Annotated in this window: 19 protein-coding genes, 1 tRNA gene and 1 riboswitch; of the genes, 9 read left to right on the plus strand and 11 right to left on the minus strand. The window is 50.5% G+C overall.

Annotated elements, in window-relative coordinates; all coding sequences use genetic code 11:
- Positions 1–29: 29 nt before the first annotated feature.
- The 5 genes from radA to BUA12_RS09905 form a co-directional block, all read right to left on the minus strand.
- The gene (gene radA / locus BUA12_RS09885; RefSeq protein WP_072710445.1) at positions 30–1403 is read right to left on the minus strand and encodes a DNA repair protein RadA; all 1374 of its coding nucleotides are present in this window, start codon (positions 1401–1403) and stop codon (positions 30–32) included.
- Positions 1404–1524: 121 nt separating this feature from the next.
- Positions 1525–3972 (minus strand): ATP-dependent Clp protease ATP-binding subunit, encoded by a 2448-nt coding sequence (locus BUA12_RS09890; RefSeq protein ID WP_072710446.1) that lies wholly within the window; start codon positions 3970–3972, stop codon positions 1525–1527.
- On the minus strand, positions 3973–4995 hold the full coding sequence (locus BUA12_RS09895; RefSeq protein WP_245772804.1) for a protein arginine kinase: 1023 nt from the start codon (positions 4993–4995) through the stop codon (positions 3973–3975).
- Positions 4982–5503, minus strand: coding sequence for a UvrB/UvrC motif-containing protein (locus tag BUA12_RS09900; RefSeq protein WP_072710448.1), 522 nt, complete (start codon positions 5501–5503; stop codon positions 4982–4984). Before BUA12_RS09900 ends, BUA12_RS09895 begins: the two co-directional genes overlap by 14 nt.
- Before the next feature lie 5 nt (positions 5504–5508).
- A complete protein-coding gene (locus tag BUA12_RS09905; RefSeq protein ID WP_072710449.1) occupies positions 5509–5976 on the minus strand; it encodes a CtsR family transcriptional regulator in 468 nt (155 codons plus the stop codon).
- A gap of 218 nt (positions 5977–6194) precedes the next feature.
- On the opposite strand from BUA12_RS09905, the gene BUA12_RS09910 reads away from it, so the two are divergent.
- Positions 6195–7406: a NupC/NupG family nucleoside CNT transporter gene (locus tag BUA12_RS09910; protein WP_072710450.1), complete on the plus strand. Its 1212-nt coding sequence runs from the start codon at positions 6195–6197 to the stop codon at positions 7404–7406.
- Positions 7407–7452: 46 nt separating this feature from the next.
- Here the strand turns inward: BUA12_RS09910 and BUA12_RS09915 are convergent, their stop codons facing one another.
- Entirely contained in the window at positions 7453–7641 is a 189-nt protein-coding gene (locus tag BUA12_RS09915) for a hypothetical protein (RefSeq protein WP_072710451.1), read from the minus strand.
- 137 nt (positions 7642–7778) lie between these two features.
- A riboswitch (guanidine-I (ykkC/yxkD leader) is annotated at positions 7779–7874 on the plus strand.
- Positions 7875–7923: 49 nt separating this feature from the next.
- Between BUA12_RS09915 and BUA12_RS09920 the strand changes: the two genes are divergently transcribed.
- Complete coding sequence (locus tag BUA12_RS09920; RefSeq protein ID WP_072710452.1) at positions 7924–8259, plus strand: DMT family transporter; 336 nt, start codon at positions 7924–7926, stop codon at positions 8257–8259.
- Complete coding sequence (locus BUA12_RS09925; RefSeq protein WP_072710453.1) at positions 8259–8573, plus strand: DMT family transporter; 315 nt, start codon at positions 8259–8261, stop codon at positions 8571–8573. Before BUA12_RS09920 ends, BUA12_RS09925 begins: the two co-directional genes overlap by 1 nt.
- A 77-nt stretch (positions 8574–8650) precedes the next feature.
- On the opposite strand, the gene BUA12_RS09930 is transcribed toward BUA12_RS09925, so the two are convergent.
- A complete protein-coding gene (locus tag BUA12_RS09930) occupies positions 8651–9127 on the minus strand; it encodes an SRPBCC domain-containing protein (protein WP_072710454.1) in 477 nt (158 codons plus the stop codon).
- 106 nt (positions 9128–9233) lie between these two features.
- Positions 9234–10226 carry an MsnO8 family LLM class oxidoreductase gene (locus BUA12_RS09935; RefSeq protein ID WP_072710455.1) on the minus strand — a complete coding sequence of 331 codons (993 nt, stop codon included), beginning with the start codon at positions 10224–10226 and terminating at the stop codon, positions 9234–9236.
- Positions 10227–10399: 173 nt separating this feature from the next.
- Here BUA12_RS09935 and BUA12_RS09940 point away from each other — a divergent pair, with 173 nt between their 5' ends.
- The 5 genes from BUA12_RS09940 (at position 10400) to BUA12_RS09960 (ending at position 14045) form a co-directional block, all read left to right on the plus strand.
- Positions 10400–10987 (plus strand): hypothetical protein, encoded by a 588-nt coding sequence (locus BUA12_RS09940; protein ID WP_072710456.1) that lies wholly within the window; start codon positions 10400–10402, stop codon positions 10985–10987.
- A gap of 99 nt (positions 10988–11086) precedes the next feature.
- Positions 11087–11305 (plus strand): hypothetical protein, encoded by a 219-nt coding sequence (locus BUA12_RS09945; RefSeq protein WP_143146128.1) that lies wholly within the window; start codon positions 11087–11089, stop codon positions 11303–11305.
- Positions 11306–11473: 168 nt separating this feature from the next.
- The gene (locus tag BUA12_RS09950) at positions 11474–12316 is read left to right on the plus strand and encodes an ABC transporter ATP-binding protein (RefSeq protein WP_072710458.1); all 843 of its coding nucleotides are present in this window, start codon (positions 11474–11476) and stop codon (positions 12314–12316) included.
- The gene (locus BUA12_RS09955; protein WP_072710459.1) at positions 12249–13028 is read left to right on the plus strand and encodes an ABC transporter permease; all 780 of its coding nucleotides are present in this window, start codon (positions 12249–12251) and stop codon (positions 13026–13028) included. The genes BUA12_RS09950 and BUA12_RS09955 overlap by 68 nt, the downstream gene beginning before the upstream one ends.
- Before the next feature lie 18 nt (positions 13029–13046).
- On the plus strand, positions 13047–14045 hold the full coding sequence (locus BUA12_RS09960) for an ABC transporter substrate-binding protein (RefSeq protein WP_072710460.1): 999 nt from the start codon (positions 13047–13049) through the stop codon (positions 14043–14045).
- 238 nt (positions 14046–14283) lie between these two features.
- On the opposite strand, the gene pdxT is transcribed toward BUA12_RS09960, so the two are convergent.
- Both pdxT and pdxS read right to left on the minus strand, forming a co-directional pair.
- A complete protein-coding gene (pdxT, locus tag BUA12_RS09965; RefSeq protein WP_072710461.1) occupies positions 14284–14871 on the minus strand; it encodes a pyridoxal 5'-phosphate synthase glutaminase subunit PdxT in 588 nt (195 codons plus the stop codon).
- Positions 14871–15755, minus strand: coding sequence for a pyridoxal 5'-phosphate synthase lyase subunit PdxS (gene pdxS / locus BUA12_RS09970; protein ID WP_072710462.1), 885 nt, complete (start codon positions 15753–15755; stop codon positions 14871–14873). The genes pdxT and pdxS overlap by 1 nt, the downstream gene beginning before the upstream one ends.
- A 104-nt stretch (positions 15756–15859) precedes the next feature.
- Here pdxS and pdxR point away from each other — a divergent pair, with 104 nt between their 5' ends.
- On the plus strand, positions 15860–17197 hold the full coding sequence (gene pdxR, locus BUA12_RS09975; protein WP_072710463.1) for a MocR-like pyridoxine biosynthesis transcription factor PdxR: 1338 nt from the start codon (positions 15860–15862) through the stop codon (positions 17195–17197).
- Positions 17198–17267: 70 nt separating this feature from the next.
- Here pdxR and BUA12_RS09980 read toward each other — a convergent pair.
- Positions 17268–17341: transfer RNA gene (locus BUA12_RS09980), tRNA-Ile, on the minus strand.

The following is a 17341-nucleotide window of genomic DNA, read 5'->3' on the forward strand; positions in this document are numbered from 1 at the left end:
TTCACCTCCCTTCGAGTATATTCACATGCCTAGTTGAAGGCGTGTTTTATCGCTTCGGTCAGATGGCTCACGCCATATACTTCCAACCCTTCCGGAAGCTTGACGCCCGCAAGGGAAGATTTCGGTACGATTGCCCGTTTGAACCCGAGTTTAGCCGCTTCCTGCAGGCGCGATTCTATTTTGGTCACTCGCCTGACTTCCCCTGTCAGGCCGACCTCCCCGATGAAACAGTCATCACCGCGCACTTCCATGTTCTTGAAACTGGAAGCGATGCTGATGATGACGCTCAAGTCGACAGCCGGTTCATCCAGCTTGACCCCGCCTGCAACTTTTATATACGCATCATGCTGCTGCATGAGGTAGCCTCCGCTTTTCTCCAGCACCGCCATCAACAGTGACAGCCGGTTGTGGTCGACGCCCGTCGCCATACGCCGCGGATTGTGGAAATGCGTCGGTGTCACAAGTGCCTGGACTTCGACAAGCATCGATCTTGTCCCTTCCATAGTCGCCACTATGGCGGATCCCGGGGTGTTTTTGGACCGCTCTTCAAGGAAAATCTCCGAAGGGTTCAGGACTTCTTTCAACCCCGAGCTTTTCATTTCGAATATCCCCATTTCATTCGTCGAACCGAAACGGTTTTTCACGGCCCTTAAAATCCGGAAAGTCTGATGCTGATCACCTTCGAAATAAAGTACGGTGTCGACCATATGTTCAAGCATACGCGGCCCCGCAATCTGGCCTTCCTTCGTGACATGTCCCACTATGAAGGTCGCGATGTTTTCACCTTTGGCGATGTTCATGAGACTCTGCGTACATTCCCTCACCTGGGACACACTGCCCGGGGCACTGGTGATGTCAGGGTTGAAAATCGTCTGGATGGAGTCGATGATCAGGAAATCCGGCTTTGATTTTTTGACTTCCCCGTGGATATGGTAAAGGTTCGTCTCACAATATACCTGAAGGTTCTCACTCATTTCATCGAGCCGGTCCGCCCTGAGCTTGATCTGCTCAAGCGATTCCTCTCCCGATACATAGAGGACTTCGTGGTCTTTTGACAATGTCAGGGCAGTCTGCAGCAGGATGGTGGACTTTCCGATCCCCGGATCCCCGCCGATCAGTATGAGGGAGCCGTCCACGATTCCGCCGCCCAGCACACGGTCAAATTCCCCGCTGTTCGTCATTGTTCTCGGTGTCTCGGTCTTTTTGACATTGTTCAGCTTCGTCGGACGGCTGATTTGCTTATCCGGCGTCTCTTTGCCAAGCGTCCCCCGCCCTTTCGTTTCTTTATGGACCAGCTTCTCTTCCATCTGGTTCCATCCGCCGCAGTTCGGGCACTTGCCCATCCACTTCGGTGATTCATATCCGCATGCCATACATTCAAAGACATTCTTCACTTTCGCCATAATTTCTGATGACCCCCACTTCTCTTCCTCATTATTGTATAACTCTGCAGCGTGATTTTAAAGTATGTAGAATAAAACAGAACAGCCCAAACCATTCACACATGATTTGGGCTGACACTGCTTATTTCTCTGCCGCTTCCTTCTCCTTCGAAGCCACTGTGAATTCTTCATTTTTATAATCCACAGTCACGACCTTGTTTGCGAAATCGGCACCCGACAGCAATGATTCACTCAAAGTGTCTTCAATATTCTTCTGGATGCTCCTTGCGAGCGGCCTCGCCCCGTATTCAGGATCGTAACCGTCTTCTGCAATTTGAGCTTTTGCAGCTTCAGTGACCTCGATATTGATGTTCTGATCGACAAGCCTCTCCTGGAGCTGTTCAATCATCAGGGAGACGATCTCTTTCAGGTGTTCTTTTTCAAGGCTGTGGAAGACGATGATATCATCGACGCGGTTGATGAACTCAGGTCTGAATGTATCTTTCAGCTCTTTCATCATCGTGCTTCTGATCGTTTCATAATCCTGGCTGCCGGAGCCGGAAGTTGTGCCGAATCCTGCAAACTTACGGTCTTTCAGTTCCTGGGCACCGACGTTTGAAGTCATGACGATGATCGTATTCCTGAAGTCGACTGTTCGTCCGTTTGCATCCGTCAGTCTGCCTTCATCCAACACCTGCAGCAGCATATTGAAAACGTCGGGGTGTGCTTTTTCAATTTCATCAAACAGCACGAGTGAATAAGGCTTTCTTCTGACTTTCTCGGTCAGCTGTCCGCCATCCTCATATCCCACGTATCCAGGAGGCGAACCGACAAGGCGGGACACGGAATGCTTTTCCATGTATTCACTCATGTCCACCCGGATCATGGCATCTTCCTCACCGAACATCGCTTCGCTGAGCGCCCTTGCAAGTTCCGTCTTGCCGACGCCGGTCGGTCCAAGGAAGATGAAACTTCCAATCGGACGTTTCGGGTCTTTGAGCCCGGATCTCGCACGACGTACAGCTTTGGAAATAGAAGTGACCGCCTCTTCCTGTCCGATGACTCTGTCATGGAGGATCGACTCAAGGTTCAACAAACGCTCAGTCTCCTCTTCAGCGATTTTCGACAGTGGAATCCCTGTCATGCCGCTGATGACTATTTCTATATCACTTTGTGTCACTGACTGTGATGACTGTCCCTGCTCTTTTTTCCAGCTGTCCTCTTTTTCCTTCAGCTCTTTTTCGAGCTTGGACTGCTGGTCACGGTAGTTGGCCGCGGCTTCAAATTCCTGACTCTGCACCGCCGCAGTCTTCTCTTTCTTGACTGCTTCGAGCCTGCTTTCAAGATCCTTCAAATCCGGCGGGGAAGTGTAGCTGCGCAACCTCACTTTGGATGATGCCTCATCGATCAGATCGATCGCCTTGTCCGGCAGAAAGCGGTCCTGGATATAGCGGGCACTCATCCTGGCTGCTGCTTCAACCGCTTCATCAGTGATATTTATGCGGTGATGTGCTTCATATTTGTCCCTCAAGCCTTTCAGGATCAGAATGGTGTCTTCGACATTCGGCTCATCCACCTGTACCGGCTGGAAGCGGCGCTCGAGCGCCGCATCTTTTTCAATATGCTTACGGTACTCCTCCAATGTGGTCGCACCGATACACTGCAGCTCGCCCCTGGCAAGCGCAGGCTTCAAGATATTGGAAGCATCGATTGCGCCTTCCGCACCACCGGCACCGATCAGTGTATGCAGCTCATCGATGAACAATACTACATTGCCTGCTTTATGGATTTCCTCCATCACTTTCTTCATGCGTTCCTCGAACTCACCGCGGTACTTCGTGCCCGCGACCACAGTGCCCATGTCCAGGGACATCACACGTTTATCCTTCAGTGTTTCAGGCACTTCATTTTTGATGATGGACTGGGCGAGCCCTTCTGCGATCGCAGTTTTACCCACGCCCGGCTCACCGATCAATACAGGGTTGTTCTTGGTCCTGCGCGACAACACTTCGATCACGCGTGTGATTTCCTTTGAACGTCCGATCACCGGGTCGAGACGATCTTCACGGGCGATTTCCGTGAGGTCCCTCGCTAGTGAATCCAGTGTCGGTGTATTGTTATCTTTCTTTTGTCCGTCTTTATTCTGAAGGGCATCCGGGTTGCCGAGCATCTTGATGACCGAGGCACGGGCTTTTGTGATGTTCAGGTCCAGGTTGGTGAGCACCCGTGCAGCAACGCCTTCACTTTCCCTGATGAGCCCGAGCAACAGGTGCTCTGTGCCCACAAAGTTATGATGCAGCTTACGCGCTTCATCCATGGACAGTTCAATCACTTTTTTTGCACGCGGCGTATAATGGATGGAGCCGGTCGCATCCTCACCTTCGTTGATCAGATTGAAGACTTCATCCCGCACATTATCTTCGCTGATATTGAAGCTCGAAAGCACTTTAGCAGCAATCCCCTCTTTTTCTTTGACGAGTCCAAGCAGCAGGTGTTCCGTCCCGATGCTTGAGTGTTTCAGGCTGATGGCTTCTTCCTGGGCATAAGCGAGCACTTTTTGGGCTCTTTCAGTTAATCTTCCAAATAACATTTATGATGTCCCTCCTATTAATTCACGTAGTAATGTTGCACGTTCTTCGTCAACCGCTCCCTCTAATGATGCATACTCTTTTTCCAGGGTGTTCAAACGCATTTTGATGAACGCCGGCTGAATCAGCTGTATCTGCTCCTGGAATCTGATGGTGTACTCAGGCAAAAGTTTTAAATCAACGCCCAGTTTAACATTGCTTAAATGATTCGCCGCTTCTTTCAAAGATATGGTATGGGCGTATTTGAGCGTGCCGTAAGAACGGAATATGGAATCCTTCGCTTTCAGGAGATGATCATCATTCATGATGGAGCGCATCTCGTCTTCTTCTTCAATGATCCTCATTTTCAATTCATTCAGGCTGTTGATGATTTCTTCCTCGGTCCGTCCCAGTGTAAGCTGATTGGACAGCTGATAAATGTGACCCAGCGGAACGGAGCCTTCCCCGTATATTCCCCTCAGCGTAAAACCGAAACGGTTCAGGTTGTTTGCGATCCTCTGTATCCTGTTTCCGAGTGACAGTCCCGGTAAATGCAGCATGACGGAGGCTCTGAGCCCGGTACCGACATTGGTGGGGCAGGCAGTGAGGAATCCGTATTTATCATCAAATGCATAATTCAGTTTTTCTTCCAGTCTGTCGTCAAGTGCAGAAGCCCGCTTGTATAATTCATCCAGCGAGTCACCCGCTCCCATCACCTGGATCCGGACATGATCTTCTTCGTTGACCATGATGGAGACCGACTCGTCATCGCTGATGTAACTCAACCGCCCCCGCTTTGTGAACAAGGGGCTGATCAGGTGTTTCTCGACCAGCAATGCTTTATCTTCGAACTTCATTTCATCCAGGTGGACCTGTCTCAGGTCAGTCAGTGCGGCATTCAATTTCTCGATGACTTCCGACATGCCCTCATCCTTCAGCATGCAGGGAAAAGGGAGGTCCCTCACATTGCGGGCGAGACGGATCCGGGATGACATTTCCACGGGTGTTTCTTTGGCTTCGGTTATCCATGGACTAACTTTTCCCATCGTCATCACCTGCCTCCAATGATTTTATCCGGTCCCTGACCACTGCCGCTTCTTCGAACTCCTGGCGCTCCACCAGCCCGGCCAGCTCCTCCCGGAGACTTTCAATCTGTTTCTTCACCTTGATGTAGGCCGATGATTTCTCCGGTACTTTCCCGACATGCTGCGTCTGGTACAGCTGGACCTTGGTGATGATTTCGCTGCTTTTGCTGCTGAAAGTGTCATAGCAGTCCGCACACCCGAACTTGCCCCTTTTAAGTATGGTTTCTATCGTGGAGCCGCATGTGTCACAGCGCCTTTTCTGTTTTCTGCTCGCTTCCGCAGACTGCTGGGCGGAAAGCGACTGCAGGAGCTGGTGGATGTCGAACGAATCATCCGGGAAGCTTGCAAACTGGTTCGAGAACGACTTATTGGCGCAGGCTTCGCATAGATACCTTTCTGTTTTGTTCAAGCCACTGCCTGTCGTGATATGAACAGTCGCTTCATTTTCCTGACATGCTTCACAGATCATAAAAATCACTCCTCGGTGTATAGGATGACATCGATGATGTTCAGTAGTATCTTCGCCCGGAGCTGGTCCCTGTACGGCAGTTCAATCATCAACGACTCGCGGTCGAGGGCCGCATTGATGATTTTCCCCTCCTTCAAAGTGATCACTTCGTTTTCGTACAGGGACTGGACGATATGCCGGGCATTCCTCTGGCTCAACCCGGTCCCTATCATTTGTTTTAAGCGGGCGAGATATTCCGCTTTTGTATGTGTCTCGACTTTGGTGATCCGTATATATCCCCCGCCACCCCGCTTGCTCTCCACCAGATATCCGTGCTCGTTGGTGAATCTGGTCTTTATGACATAGTTCAGTTGGGACGGGACACAGTCAAATTTTTCAGCAATATAGGCACGCTTGATTTCCACGGGTTCGCCGTCGGAATCCGCCAGTAATGCCTTCAAATATTCTTCAATGATATCCGACATGTTACGCATGCTGTCACCTCTTTTGACCTTCTTTGACTAAAGTATACAGCCTGCGCTAAATTTTGGCAAATTTATTGTTCATATTTCAAGGTTGTTCTTTATTTCTGTAAACGTTTGCATTATAATGATTCGGTATCGCCTTTCAGCCTCATATACTTTATAATGAGGAACGAGACGTACACATACATATTTTACATCATAAATCTTGTAATATGGAGGATTTTATCATGAGTATTGTTATGGGAATAGTGGGTGTGCTATTCGTAATGTTCCTCGCCTGGATTGCGAGCACCAACCGTAAGCTCGCATTCAAGAAGTGGAAGAACATCCTGATTTTAGTCGCCCTGCAACTGTTCTTCGCATTCCTGTTCTTGAACACGACCTGGGGTCAGACTGTCATAGGGTGGCTGGCGGATGCTTTCGACACCCTCCTCGGCTTTGCACGTGAAGGTGGATTGTTCGTCTTCGGTGATCTGATGAGTGATAATGGCGGTGAAGCCACAGATGTGTTCTTATTCAACGTTTTAGTACCCATCATATTCATATCGGCAATCATCGGCATCCTCTCCTACACCAGGATCCTGCCGTTCATCATCAAAGGCCTCGGTATACTGCTCACCAGAATAACCGGCCTGCCCTATATCGAATCCTATAACGGTGCGGCTTCCATGATGCTCGGTCAGTCGGAGGTTTTCGTCTCACTCAAGAACCAGCTGCCGAGAATGACGACTGCACGCCTTTATACACTCGCGGCACAGGCGATGAGTTCCATCTCCCTGTCGATTGTGGGCGCCTTCTTCACCATGCTGGAGCCGCAATTCGTGTTGATCGCCATCGTGCTGAACTTATTCGGGATTTATGTCATCGTCCATATCATCAACCCTTATGAAGAGTTGATCGTTGATGACGGTGCAGAAATTTCCACCAAGCCGGAAGCAGGGAAGTCATTCTTCCAAGTGCTTGGCGACTATATCATCGATGGTGGTAAAATCGTACTGATCGTCGGTGCCATGCTGATCGGTTTCATTGCGCTGATCAACCTGCTGAACGAACTGTTCCTGCTCATACCGGGATCAAGCCTCACGTTCCAGGACATCCTCGGCTATATCTTCATGCCGATCGCATTCCTGATCGGTATCCCGTGGAATGAAGCGCAGATTGCCGGAAGCCTTATGGCGACCAAACTGATCACAAATGAATTCGTAGCGATCATTGAATTCCAGCCTATCGCTGAAGAAGTATCAAGAAAGACGCAGGCAATGCTTTCAGTATTCATGATTTCATTTGCCAACTTCGGCAGCATCGGCATCATCGCCGGTTCCGTCAAAGGTCTCCACAATGAAAGCGGGGACAAGGTGGCGAGATTCGGTCTCAAGCTCGTCTACGGTGCGACTCTCGTCAGCCTGCTGACAGCGACGATCGTCGGTTTCTTCTTTTAATATTTAAACGAAAAAGAACGCTCAATCCGAGCGTTCTTTTTTATCTTCATGATGCAATGAGGGTGAAGATGCCCATCAAGATGATTGTCATGGCGGTAAAGGTGAGGAAATAAATGACATAGCGGCGTTCATGTTTTTTGAAATAACCCCCGAACTGCAAAATCGAGAGCATCCCGGTGATCAGGAAACCTGCAATTGAGATGATGAGTACTATATACATAATATTTAAAATCATGATTGAAGCATCCTCCGTTATGAATCTTAAGACCATTGTACAGTAAATCCGAAATTACACCACGTAAAATTGAAACGGCCCGGAATCTCCTGATTTGATTGGGGCGGATGGATGTGCTAGCATGTATGTGAATATGGGAAAGAGTCCACTAGGGTTCCGCAGCACTGCTGGTCTGGACCGAGAGTGGACCCATGGAGCAATCCGTGACACGGAGGGATAAAAGCCTGGGAGATTTGAATATCTCCCGGGCTTTTTATTTTATATTTGAAAGGATTTGAATTTATGAACTGGATCAAGATCATCATCGCTTCGGTATTTGAGGTCGGCTGGGTCATCGGCCTGAACCACGCCGACAACTGGTGGCAGTGGGCCCTTACAGTGATTGCGATTTATGTGAGTTTCCACCTTTTGATCGTCGCTTCCATGGCGCTGCCGGTGGGCACTTCCTACGCTGTGTTCGTCGGCCTCGGGGCGACCGGGGTCGCAATCACCGATTTCGTGCTGTTCGGGCAGCCGTTTACAATCTGGAATCTCGTATTCATCGCAGTGCTGCTGGCCGGTGTCATCGGCCTGAAGATGGTCACATCGGAAGAACGTATTGAGGAGGCGGAAAAGTAATGGCTTGGATATTATTGATTTTCGCAGGCATCTTTGAGATGCTCGGCGTGAACGCGATCAACGTCTACACCCATAAAAGGACGAAGTCTGCCCTCTTCGGCATACTGGCCTTCTTCGGCCTGAGCTTCATCTCACTGTCCCTCGCCATGAACGAGATACCGATGAGCACCGCCTATGCAGTCTGGACCGGCATCGGTGCAGCAGGCGGGGCGATCCTGGGCATGCTGTTTTATGATGAACCGAAAAACTTCCCGAGAATCTTTTTCATCGCTTTGATCATCGGCAGCGCTGCCGGTTTGAAGGCGATCAGTTGATATGATGCAGTAAACTGCCCGGCACGCTGGTTTTCTCAGCACGGCCGGGCAGTTTTTACAGGGAGGGGATCATGTACTCACAGTCCCAGTTCCTCTTTCACTTTCTTCTTCCGTTCTTCAAGAGCATCCGCCCCGACTTCCTGCAGCTCGCCTGTTTCAGCAATATGTTTCAGATTCTCAAGCTGGAAATACCAGCCGGCGAAGTCCTCCACGATATTCCCGATTGCCGCAGGCAGTCTTTCCTGGAACCTCACCAGCGTCTTGTCCTCTTCAGCCTCGACAATCTCGATCCTCACATCTCCTGCACTCCATGTGAAGACCAGCCTCTTCCTTTCGATGAGGTCCAGTATATACATATGATCGTGCGTGCCGTCACCCAGCTCAAGCAATAACTTCTCCGGCCTTGCTTCGTCTTCGAATGTCAATTCCGGAAACCATTGTTTGCTCCCCTCCGACGTCCCGAAATAATAAAACACATGTTCATGCCCTTCATTGATTTCAATTTCAAGCGTCTGGTAAGCGCTGTATTCATCAGTCCAGTATTCAGTTTTCATGATGGCATCCTCTCCTTTTCAAATGTTTAAACCATTCATGTTTCCATTATAGCAATTAATCCCCTGATAAAAAAAGCAGTGCACTTTTGCACTGCAGGAATATCCTTTATAAAAGTTCTTTTGCGAGCAGTTTATACACATCCAGACGTTTCTCCTGTGAGTGCGGGATGCTGCAGATCATCGCTTCTTCGAATCCGTACAGCTCCTGTTCCTCCTTCATTTTTGCGGCCACTTCTTTGGCGGAACCGACAAGGTGGAGTTTACGGCTCCTCTGTATGGACATCCTGTCCATTTCGCTGAGCGGGTAATTCTGCGCCTCTTCCGGCGTCATCGTCTGTGTGATCCGCCCCTGCTCGAGCATGAGCCTTGAAATATCATAAGGCAGCGCCTCATACTCCGCTTCTTCACGTGTCTCGACAGCCGTCACCATATATGAGACATTGATCGCCGGCTCCTCCATCAGCGCCGACGGTTTGAACCTCTCCTTGTAAAGGTCCAGTATCTCCTTAGAGAGTTCACCGTTGAAGAATTGCGCAAATGAATAGCCCGCACCCATCCCGGCAGTGGCGATTGCACTGTTCCCCGTCGAACCGAGCATCCACGCTTCAGGCAGTTCTACATCCGAAGGATATGCCGGCGTCGAACCGTACAGGCGGCCTTCCGGCACTTCATCGTTGAGCAGCTGCATCGTGATCTGGAATTTTTCATAGAGGTCGTCCACCTTCGGCTGTCCACCTTGTGCGAGTGCATACATGGCGGAGTGATCGCCCCCCGGCGCACGTCCCGCACCGAAATCGATCCTTCCTGGTGAAAATGCACTGAGGGTCTTGAAAACTTCAGCCAGTTTCAGAGGTGAATAATGCATCATCATGACCCCCCCTGTGCCTATCCGTATATTTTCAGTTTTCGCTGCAAGCCTTGCTGCAGTGACTTCCGGCGCCGAGCTCACATGCGACCTTGTACCGTGGTGTTCAGCCATCCACATCCGGTGGTAGCCCAGCTCATCCGCGAGGACCGCAAGCTCATCCGCCTTGAGGAGTGCCTCAGCCGACTTGTTGCCCATGGTGACGGGCGCCTGGTCCAATACGCTCAATTTCATTTACAGCCATCCTTTCGATTCTCAAACAGGTATTTTTCAAATTAGAAATGATATTATCAGCTGCATCCGGCCCATTCAATATAACTGCCTGAAATAAAGCCAGCCCGCCGTTTACTTTGGCTGCCAAATCATATATTCTCAGTATATTGAACCCACCTTGAAGGAGTGATCCAATGCCAGCTGAGGCGCATGGTGCCCGCGGCCGTCCTTTTTTAAAGACTGCCGCACTCTTCCACCTGTATTTCATATCATTCTACCTGCTGATGCTCATCATCTTCAGCCGGTTCACCGTGAGTGCGCTGCTGCTGCTCATCCCGCTCCTCATCCTCGGAATGGTGCCGCTCATGGAACGGGGATTGAAGGCGCATAAGGAGAAGTCCGTACAACGGGAATTCTTTCCTGCCATCGGGTTTCTGACGTTGTTCGTATCAGCGAAAGTGATCATGCTCGGCTCCCTTCATGCCAGCATGTCGGCTTTTTACATCGTCGACCTGGAAGCCTCTGTAATCAACATGTTACTCGTCGGAACTTTTACACTCGCCCTCGCTTTATCGATCTATTTCTTTTTCACTGCAGAGTCATGGACCGGGCGCTTCATTTTTGTCATTCTCGGTGTGTATTCCGCAGCCCGAATACTGCACCCTTTCGCCGTCATTCCTGGAATTACGGGATGGATTCTGCAATACATGACCCTCGCCGCACTGCCGGTGATACTTGCCGCCCTGTTCATCAGGGCGAAACGCGGAGGGGACTCGGAATGAACTTTCATCCATGTCCGATTTTCGTCATGATTCGCATCGTTCATCTGCAGATGCTCTGCTATACTCAATGTAAACAGACTAATGAATCAGGTGATCATATTGTCACGTAACCATTTGAATGCTCTAATCATCAGGTTTTTAATCTTCATCGCAGTGTTTGCCACCTTGTACATCACAAGCGCTTACCTGCTCACCTTCATCGTCACGGATATCAACTGGGCGATGCTCATCCATATCGCAAATATTTTCATCATGTTTTCCCTTTCGCTCTTCATCACCAAACATTTGAGCAGATGGGTGGGGGAAAAACAGTCATGAGAGGCAGTATATGCCCGGTCAAGAAGTTCATTCCTGGCCGGGCATATTTTTATTGGGCGGATCCCCGGTCTAAATCAATGGATCTCTTAAATTATATTGACTTACTAGGAGATTACCGTTACTATTCCTATTATGTTGGTATGACTTTATGATGTGAGGTGAACGGACTTGAAAGTGGAATTGGATAACGTCCATAAGGAATTCAAAAAAGGAAAAGATCAGAAACTCCAGGTATTGAAAGATATAAACTTCAACATTGAAGAGGGTGAGTTCGTCTCCCTCCTCGGCCCTTCCGGATGCGGGAAATCGACGGTCCTGAAATTGATCGCAGGTCTGGATGCAACAACTTCCGGGGAGGTGCGCGTCAATGGCGGGAAAGTGACGAAGCCGGGTACGGACCGCATCGTCGTCTTCCAGGAGGGCGGGCTGTTCCCCTGGATGACCGTCAAAGAGAATGTCGCCTACGGGCTGAACCTGAAAAAGATGTCGAAGGCCGAAGTGGAACAAAAGACGGTCGACGGACTCCAGATGGTGCATCTCGGCAATTTTGCCGATGCCTACCCGTATGAATTATCCGGTGGTATGAAACAGAGGGTGGCCATTGCACGCGCGCTGGTGATGGACCCGGAAGTCCTTCTGATGGATGAGCCTTTCGCCGCCCTCGATGAGCAGACGAGACTCGTGCTGCACAAGGAGCTTCAGAACATTTGGAGGAAGACAGGCAATACAATACTGTTCATCACGCACAACATTCGTGAGGCACTGACTTTATCGGACCGCGTACTTTTAATGAGCACACGCCCGGGACAGATCAAAGCATCCTTCACCGTCCAGGCCGCACGTCCTAGGGATCCGGCCGACAGCGTCATCGTCGATCTCGAAAAGCGTGTCATGACGGAACTCGAAATTGAAATGGAAAAAGTGTTGAAGGAGGAGTTTGGTGATGACTACAGTCTTAAGACGGATCATCTTCGTAGCGGTGATCATCGGGATATGGGAAGTAATATCTAAACTTGGGTTCTTCCCGACATTCATGTTCCCGCCCCTGATCATCCCGAATGAACCGGGCGGGGTCACGGTGGTCGGCACGCTGATCAGCAGCATTCTCTCCGGTCAGATCGTGACCGCAACCGCGACGACGCTCACAAGGCTGCTGGCCGGCTTCACGATTGCCATCGTGCTCGGGCTGACCTTCGGCTTTTTGATCGCCCGCTACAAATGGGTGGATGACACCCTTGGCTTCTTCGTGACGGCACTGCAGTCCATCCCGAGCATCGTGTGGTTCCCGCTCGCAATTGTATGGTTCGGACTCGGCAATACCGCCATACTATTCATAGTTGCCATCGGGGCGACCTGGACGATGACGGTGAACTCCAGCGCTGGATTCAAAAATGTACCCTCAATTTACTTGAATGCGGCAAAAACACTCGGTTCTTCGGGATCGCACCTCCTCCGGACGGTGATCATCCCGGCTTCCGTCCCGCATATCATTTCAGGGCTGCGGGTCGCATGGGCATTCGCCTGGCGTGCGATCATGGCCGGTGAGCTGCTCGGCTCGACCGGCGGTCTCGGCTACCTGCTGGATCTCGGCCGCTCCATCCAGGCGATGGACCTCGTTCTCTCAATCATGATTGTGATCGGTGTAATCGGTACGATCATAGACAATCAGGTATTCCTGCGCATGGAGCGTGCAGTGGCACGCCGATACGGGCAGACAGTCTAAAAATCAGGAGGATTTCAAATGAAGAAATATATATTGGGCATCATCGCATTATCTTTGGCAGTCGTTGCAGGATGCAATAATGAGGAAGAAGCAGCTGAAGAAGTCAGGATCGGCTATTTCCCTAACCTGACGCACATTTCAACGGTCATAGCACTGCAAAATGGTTATTTCGAAGAGGAGTTCGGTGAAGACATTTCAATCGACACCAGGACGTTCCCGAACGGCAGTGCATTCATGGAAGGGATGTCCACGGATGAATTCGATATCGGTACTGTGGGACCTTCCCCTGCCACGACGACTTACATGAGGAACCCTGCACATTCAATCATCGCCGGTGCCGTAAACGGCGGAGCAGTCCTTGCGACAGCTGAAGATTCCGGCATAGAGTCAGTGGAGGACCTTGACGGCAAAAGCGTGGCCATTCCGACCATCGGCTCCACCCAGGACATCATGCTGAGAAAAGCACTGCATGAAGCCGGGTTGGATGTCGATGATTCAGGCGGCACCGTAAGCCTGAATCCGCAGGCACCGGCAGATACATCCACACTGTTCCTCCAGGGTGACGTGGATGCCGCGGCAACCCAGGAGCCTTGGGGAGTATTTCTGGAAAACCAGACGAATGCAGATATTCTGCTGGATGAAACTGAATTCGGCTGGGGTGCTGATTCGACGATAACGGTCGTCGCGGCAAGGGATGCATTCACCGAGGCGAATCCGGAACTCACTGAAAGCTACCTCCGCGCCCATATGAGAGCCATTGAGTTCATCGAAGAGAACCGCGAAGAAGCGGTCGGCATATTTGTTGGGCATATCACTGACATCACAGGCAGTGACCTGAGTGAGGAAGAAACGCTGGAAGCAAGTGAACGGCTTCACCCGACCTATGAAATCGACGAGCAGGTGCTTCAGGAAATGGCAACGATCAGCTATGAAGCAGATTACATGTCAAGTGATGACATCGATGGCTTGATCAATACGGAATTCATCGATGCAGTCACTTCTGAGTCCGGTGAATAAAGCGAAACGGAACTCATACAAAAATATTTTAAGGCCGGAACGTGTGAGTTCCGGCCTTATTTTCATTTCTTCTTTCCAAGAGGTCATGTCTTGATGGGTATACCCAGGAAAGTGTCATCGATGATGCACCAGCATCTGCCTATATTCCCGCTGCACGAGCTGAAGGATGAAGGATGATGACCGAAGAAATTAAACGCGCATGATTCCCGGGAGTCTCCAGGAGTCATGCGCTTCTATTTTACATTCCTACGGAAAGTTTATTATCCATATCCACTTTCACCATATCGATGAAAAACCGGTGGAAAACGAGTGAATCCGTAAGTTCCGGATGAAATGAGATGCCAAGGTGCCTGTCAGACCGCACCGCAACAATCCTGCCCGCCGTTTTGGACAGTGTTTCGACACCTTCTCCCGTTTCTCTGATATGGGGCGCCCGGATGAAGACAGCAAGCGCCTTCTCCTCGATGCCCGCAACCGGGAGTTCCTCCTCAAAGCTGTCCACCTGTCTGCCGAAAGAGTTCCTTTCGACTGTGATATCAAGTTTCCCAAGATGACCTTCCTCATACCCTTCGATGTTCCTGGCCAGAAGTATCAGGCCGGCACACGTGCCGAACATCGGAAGATCGCTCTCTCTGAGGATCTCTGTGAATCCATATCGATCCATCAGGCGCCGCATGGTCGTTGATTCACCTCCGGGCAGGATAAGGCCGTCGATTCCCGAGAGCTCCTCCACCCGTTTTATGGGTATTGCTTCCTCGCCACACGCCTCGACCAGTCTGATATGTTCCCTGACCGCCCCCTGCAGTGCAAGTACACCGATCTTCATTACCAGCCGCGCTCCTGCATTCTCTCTTCAAGGGAAAGCTGGTTGATGTCGAGACCCTTCATTGCTGTACCGAGTTCTTTCGCAAGCTTGCCGATCAGCTCGTAATCCTGGTAATGCGTTGTCGCTTCGACGATGGCCTTGGCGAATTTTTCAGGGTTTTCGGACTTGAATACCCCTGACCCAACGAATACGCCGTCTGCACCAAGTTCCATCATCAGTGCCGCATCCTGTGGTGTCGCGACCCCGCCTGCTGCGAAGTTGACGACAGGCAGTTTGCCGATTTCCTTAATTTCCTTCAGGATATCGTATGGCGCACCATGATTCTTCGCTTCGGTCATCAGCTCGTCATCACTCATCACAGTGATCTGACGGACCTGATTGTTCACCATCCTCATATGCCTGACTGCTTCTACGATGTTACCTGTCCCCGGCTCACCTTTCGTACGGAGCATCGCCGCACCTTCCCCGATACGCCGCGCCGCTTCTCCAATATCACGGCAACCGCATACGAACGGGATTGTATAGTCGTCCTTCTTCAAATGGAACACCTCGTCCGCCGGTGTCAGCACTTCTGATTCGTCAATATAGTCGACACCCATCGCCTCCAGCACTCTGGCTTCTGTAATATGCCCGATTCTGACTTTCGCCATGACCGGGATGGAGACGGCCTCCATGACCTCTTCGATGATTCTCGGATCGCATGCTCTGGCCACGCCGCCTGCTGTACGGATATCGGATGGCACACGTTCAAGCGCCATGACCGCCACGGCACCGGAAGCTTCTGCCACCTTCGCCTGCTCGGCATTCACGACGTCCATGATGACGCCTCCCTTCTGCATCTCGGCCATCCCTCTTTTAACTCTTTCAGTCCCTGTCTGTTGCATATATACCGGCTCCTTTTTTCTTATTGATATTCTATTGATTTAGTATAGAATTGATTCTGAATACTCGAAAGCATCAGTTCGGAATAATTTTAGGGGGTCAGATAATGCTGATAGAATTGAATCGACAGTCGGACAGACCGCTTTTTGAACAGCTGTATGGCGCAATAAAGACGCAGATTTTGGATGGGACACTCAAAAGCAATGAGAAACTGCCCAGTAAAAGGCAGCTGCAGATGGACCTGACGATTAGTCAGACGACGGTGGAGCATGCGTACAACCAACTGATGGATGAGGACCTCATCTACAGCAGGGAGAGGAGCGGGTTCTACGTGTCCGCCTTCGAAGAGCTCAAGGCGGAGACGCATTCTGTAATACCGGAAATTAAAAAAAAGCGCCGCAGGGCGTATCGCCTGCCCTTGGGCACGATCGAGACGACCATGGTGCAGAGGGAGGTACTGAAACAGATTGCCAGGGAAGTCTTTTCCGACCCTGAACTGATGAACCAGGGCGAAGATAGTGGTGAACTGCTGCTCAAGGAGGAGATCAGGGACTATCTCCATATCAACCGCGCTGTGACATGTTCAGTCGATCAAATATTCATAGGCCCTTCGACGGAATCCCTTTTGGAACAGGTCCTCCTTCTGCTCGGACATCCCAGGATGACGATAGAGGACCCCGGCTACCCCGTTATAAAAAAGGTGCTTGGACGATTGGGGGGGAATATGGACTTCGCCCCTGTACTGAATGACGGAATCGATGTGGAGATGGTGGAGAAGCTGGATAACCCGGTCGTCCATGTCACCCCCTCCCACCAGTTTCCAAGCGGTGTCACCCTGTCCCTGAAAAAAAGGATACAGCTTTTGAACCATGCAAGCCGCAGAGGTCATTTTATTATTGAAGATGACTATGACAGTGAATTCAGATATACGGGTAAGCCCCTGCCCTCCCTGCAGGGGCTTGACCAGAACGACCGGACCATTTACATGAGCACATTCTCAAAGTCGCTCTATCCATCTCTAAGGCTTTCATGCATGGTGTTGCCCAAAGCCCTGGCAGAACTTTATTATCGGGAAGAACTGTCCTGCAATGTCCCCCGTCAGATGCAGCATATCATCGCACACTTCATGCAGCGTGGTTATCTGAACCGTCATATCAGCCGGATGCGTAAATCTTATCGTGAGAAGATGCAGGAAGTTACAGGGTGGATCCGGACGCACCACCCCGAAGTTGAGATACAGGGAGAGCACACCGGAATGCATTTCATGATGCGCCTCCCGGGACGGGATTTGGAAACCCTGGCCGAAAAGCACGGCATCGTACATGGTAATGGCTATTCATATGAAGAGAATCTTCAAAATACCGTGATTATCGGAATTGGTGAAAAAAAAACCGGAGACATCATTGATATCCTCGGACGGTTCCTTGAAGATGTATACAACTGAAGGACCGGTGCCGGCCTGCCGTCAAAAATAAAAAATAAAAAAACGCATGGATATTTCCATGCGTTTTGAGTGGGCCTAAGTGGACTCGAACCACCGACCTCACGCTTATCAGGCGTGCGCTCTAACCAGCTGAGCTATAGGCCC

Origin of the sequence: Lacicoccus alkaliphilus DSM 16010 (genome assembly GCF_900142805.1) — a bacterium.
GTDB lineage: Bacteria > Bacillota > Bacilli > Staphylococcales > Salinicoccaceae > Lacicoccus > Lacicoccus alkaliphilus.

What these genes read in the sequence shown, in the direction of transcription:
- BUA12_RS09890 (WP_072710446.1), bottom strand. Translation starts at nt 3,972, where the DNA reads ATGTTATTTGGAAGATTAACTGAAAGAGCCCAAAAAGTGCTCGCTTAT.
- BUA12_RS09955 (WP_072710459.1), top strand. Translation starts at nt 12,249, where the DNA reads ATGACTACAGTCTTAAGACGGATCATCTTCGTAGCGGTGATCATCGGG.
- BUA12_RS09900 (WP_072710448.1), bottom strand. Translation starts at nt 5,503, where the DNA reads ATGATCTGTGAAGCATGTCAGGAAAATGAAGCGACTGTTCATATCACG.
- BUA12_RS09920 (WP_072710452.1), top strand. Translation starts at nt 7,924, where the DNA reads ATGAACTGGATCAAGATCATCATCGCTTCGGTATTTGAGGTCGGCTGG.
- BUA12_RS09915 (WP_072710451.1), bottom strand. Translation starts at nt 7,641, where the DNA reads ATGATTTTAAATATTATGTATATAGTACTCATCATCTCAATTGCAGGT.
- pdxR (WP_072710463.1), top strand. Translation starts at nt 15,860, where the DNA reads ATGCTGATAGAATTGAATCGACAGTCGGACAGACCGCTTTTTGAACAG.
- BUA12_RS09960 (WP_072710460.1), top strand. Translation starts at nt 13,047, where the DNA reads ATGAAGAAATATATATTGGGCATCATCGCATTATCTTTGGCAGTCGTT.
- BUA12_RS09935 (WP_072710455.1), bottom strand. Translation starts at nt 10,226, where the DNA reads ATGAAATTGAGCGTATTGGACCAGGCGCCCGTCACCATGGGCAACAAG.
- BUA12_RS09910 (WP_072710450.1), top strand. Translation starts at nt 6,195, where the DNA reads ATGAGTATTGTTATGGGAATAGTGGGTGTGCTATTCGTAATGTTCCTC.
- pdxT (WP_072710461.1), bottom strand. Translation starts at nt 14,871, where the DNA reads ATGAAGATCGGTGTACTTGCACTGCAGGGGGCGGTCAGGGAACATATC.
- radA (WP_072710445.1), bottom strand. Translation starts at nt 1,403, where the DNA reads ATGGCGAAAGTGAAGAATGTCTTTGAATGTATGGCATGCGGATATGAA.
- pdxS (WP_072710462.1), bottom strand. Translation starts at nt 15,755, where the DNA reads ATGCAACAGACAGGGACTGAAAGAGTTAAAAGAGGGATGGCCGAGATG.
- BUA12_RS09905 (WP_072710449.1), bottom strand. Translation starts at nt 5,976, where the DNA reads ATGCGTAACATGTCGGATATCATTGAAGAATATTTGAAGGCATTACTG.
- BUA12_RS09925 (WP_072710453.1), top strand. Translation starts at nt 8,259, where the DNA reads ATGGCTTGGATATTATTGATTTTCGCAGGCATCTTTGAGATGCTCGGC.
- BUA12_RS09930 (WP_072710454.1), bottom strand. Translation starts at nt 9,127, where the DNA reads ATGAAAACTGAATACTGGACTGATGAATACAGCGCTTACCAGACGCTT.
- BUA12_RS09940 (WP_072710456.1), top strand. Translation starts at nt 10,400, where the DNA reads ATGCCAGCTGAGGCGCATGGTGCCCGCGGCCGTCCTTTTTTAAAGACT.
- BUA12_RS09895 (WP_245772804.1), bottom strand. Translation starts at nt 4,995, where the DNA reads ATGGGAAAAGTTAGTCCATGGATAACCGAAGCCAAAGAAACACCCGTG.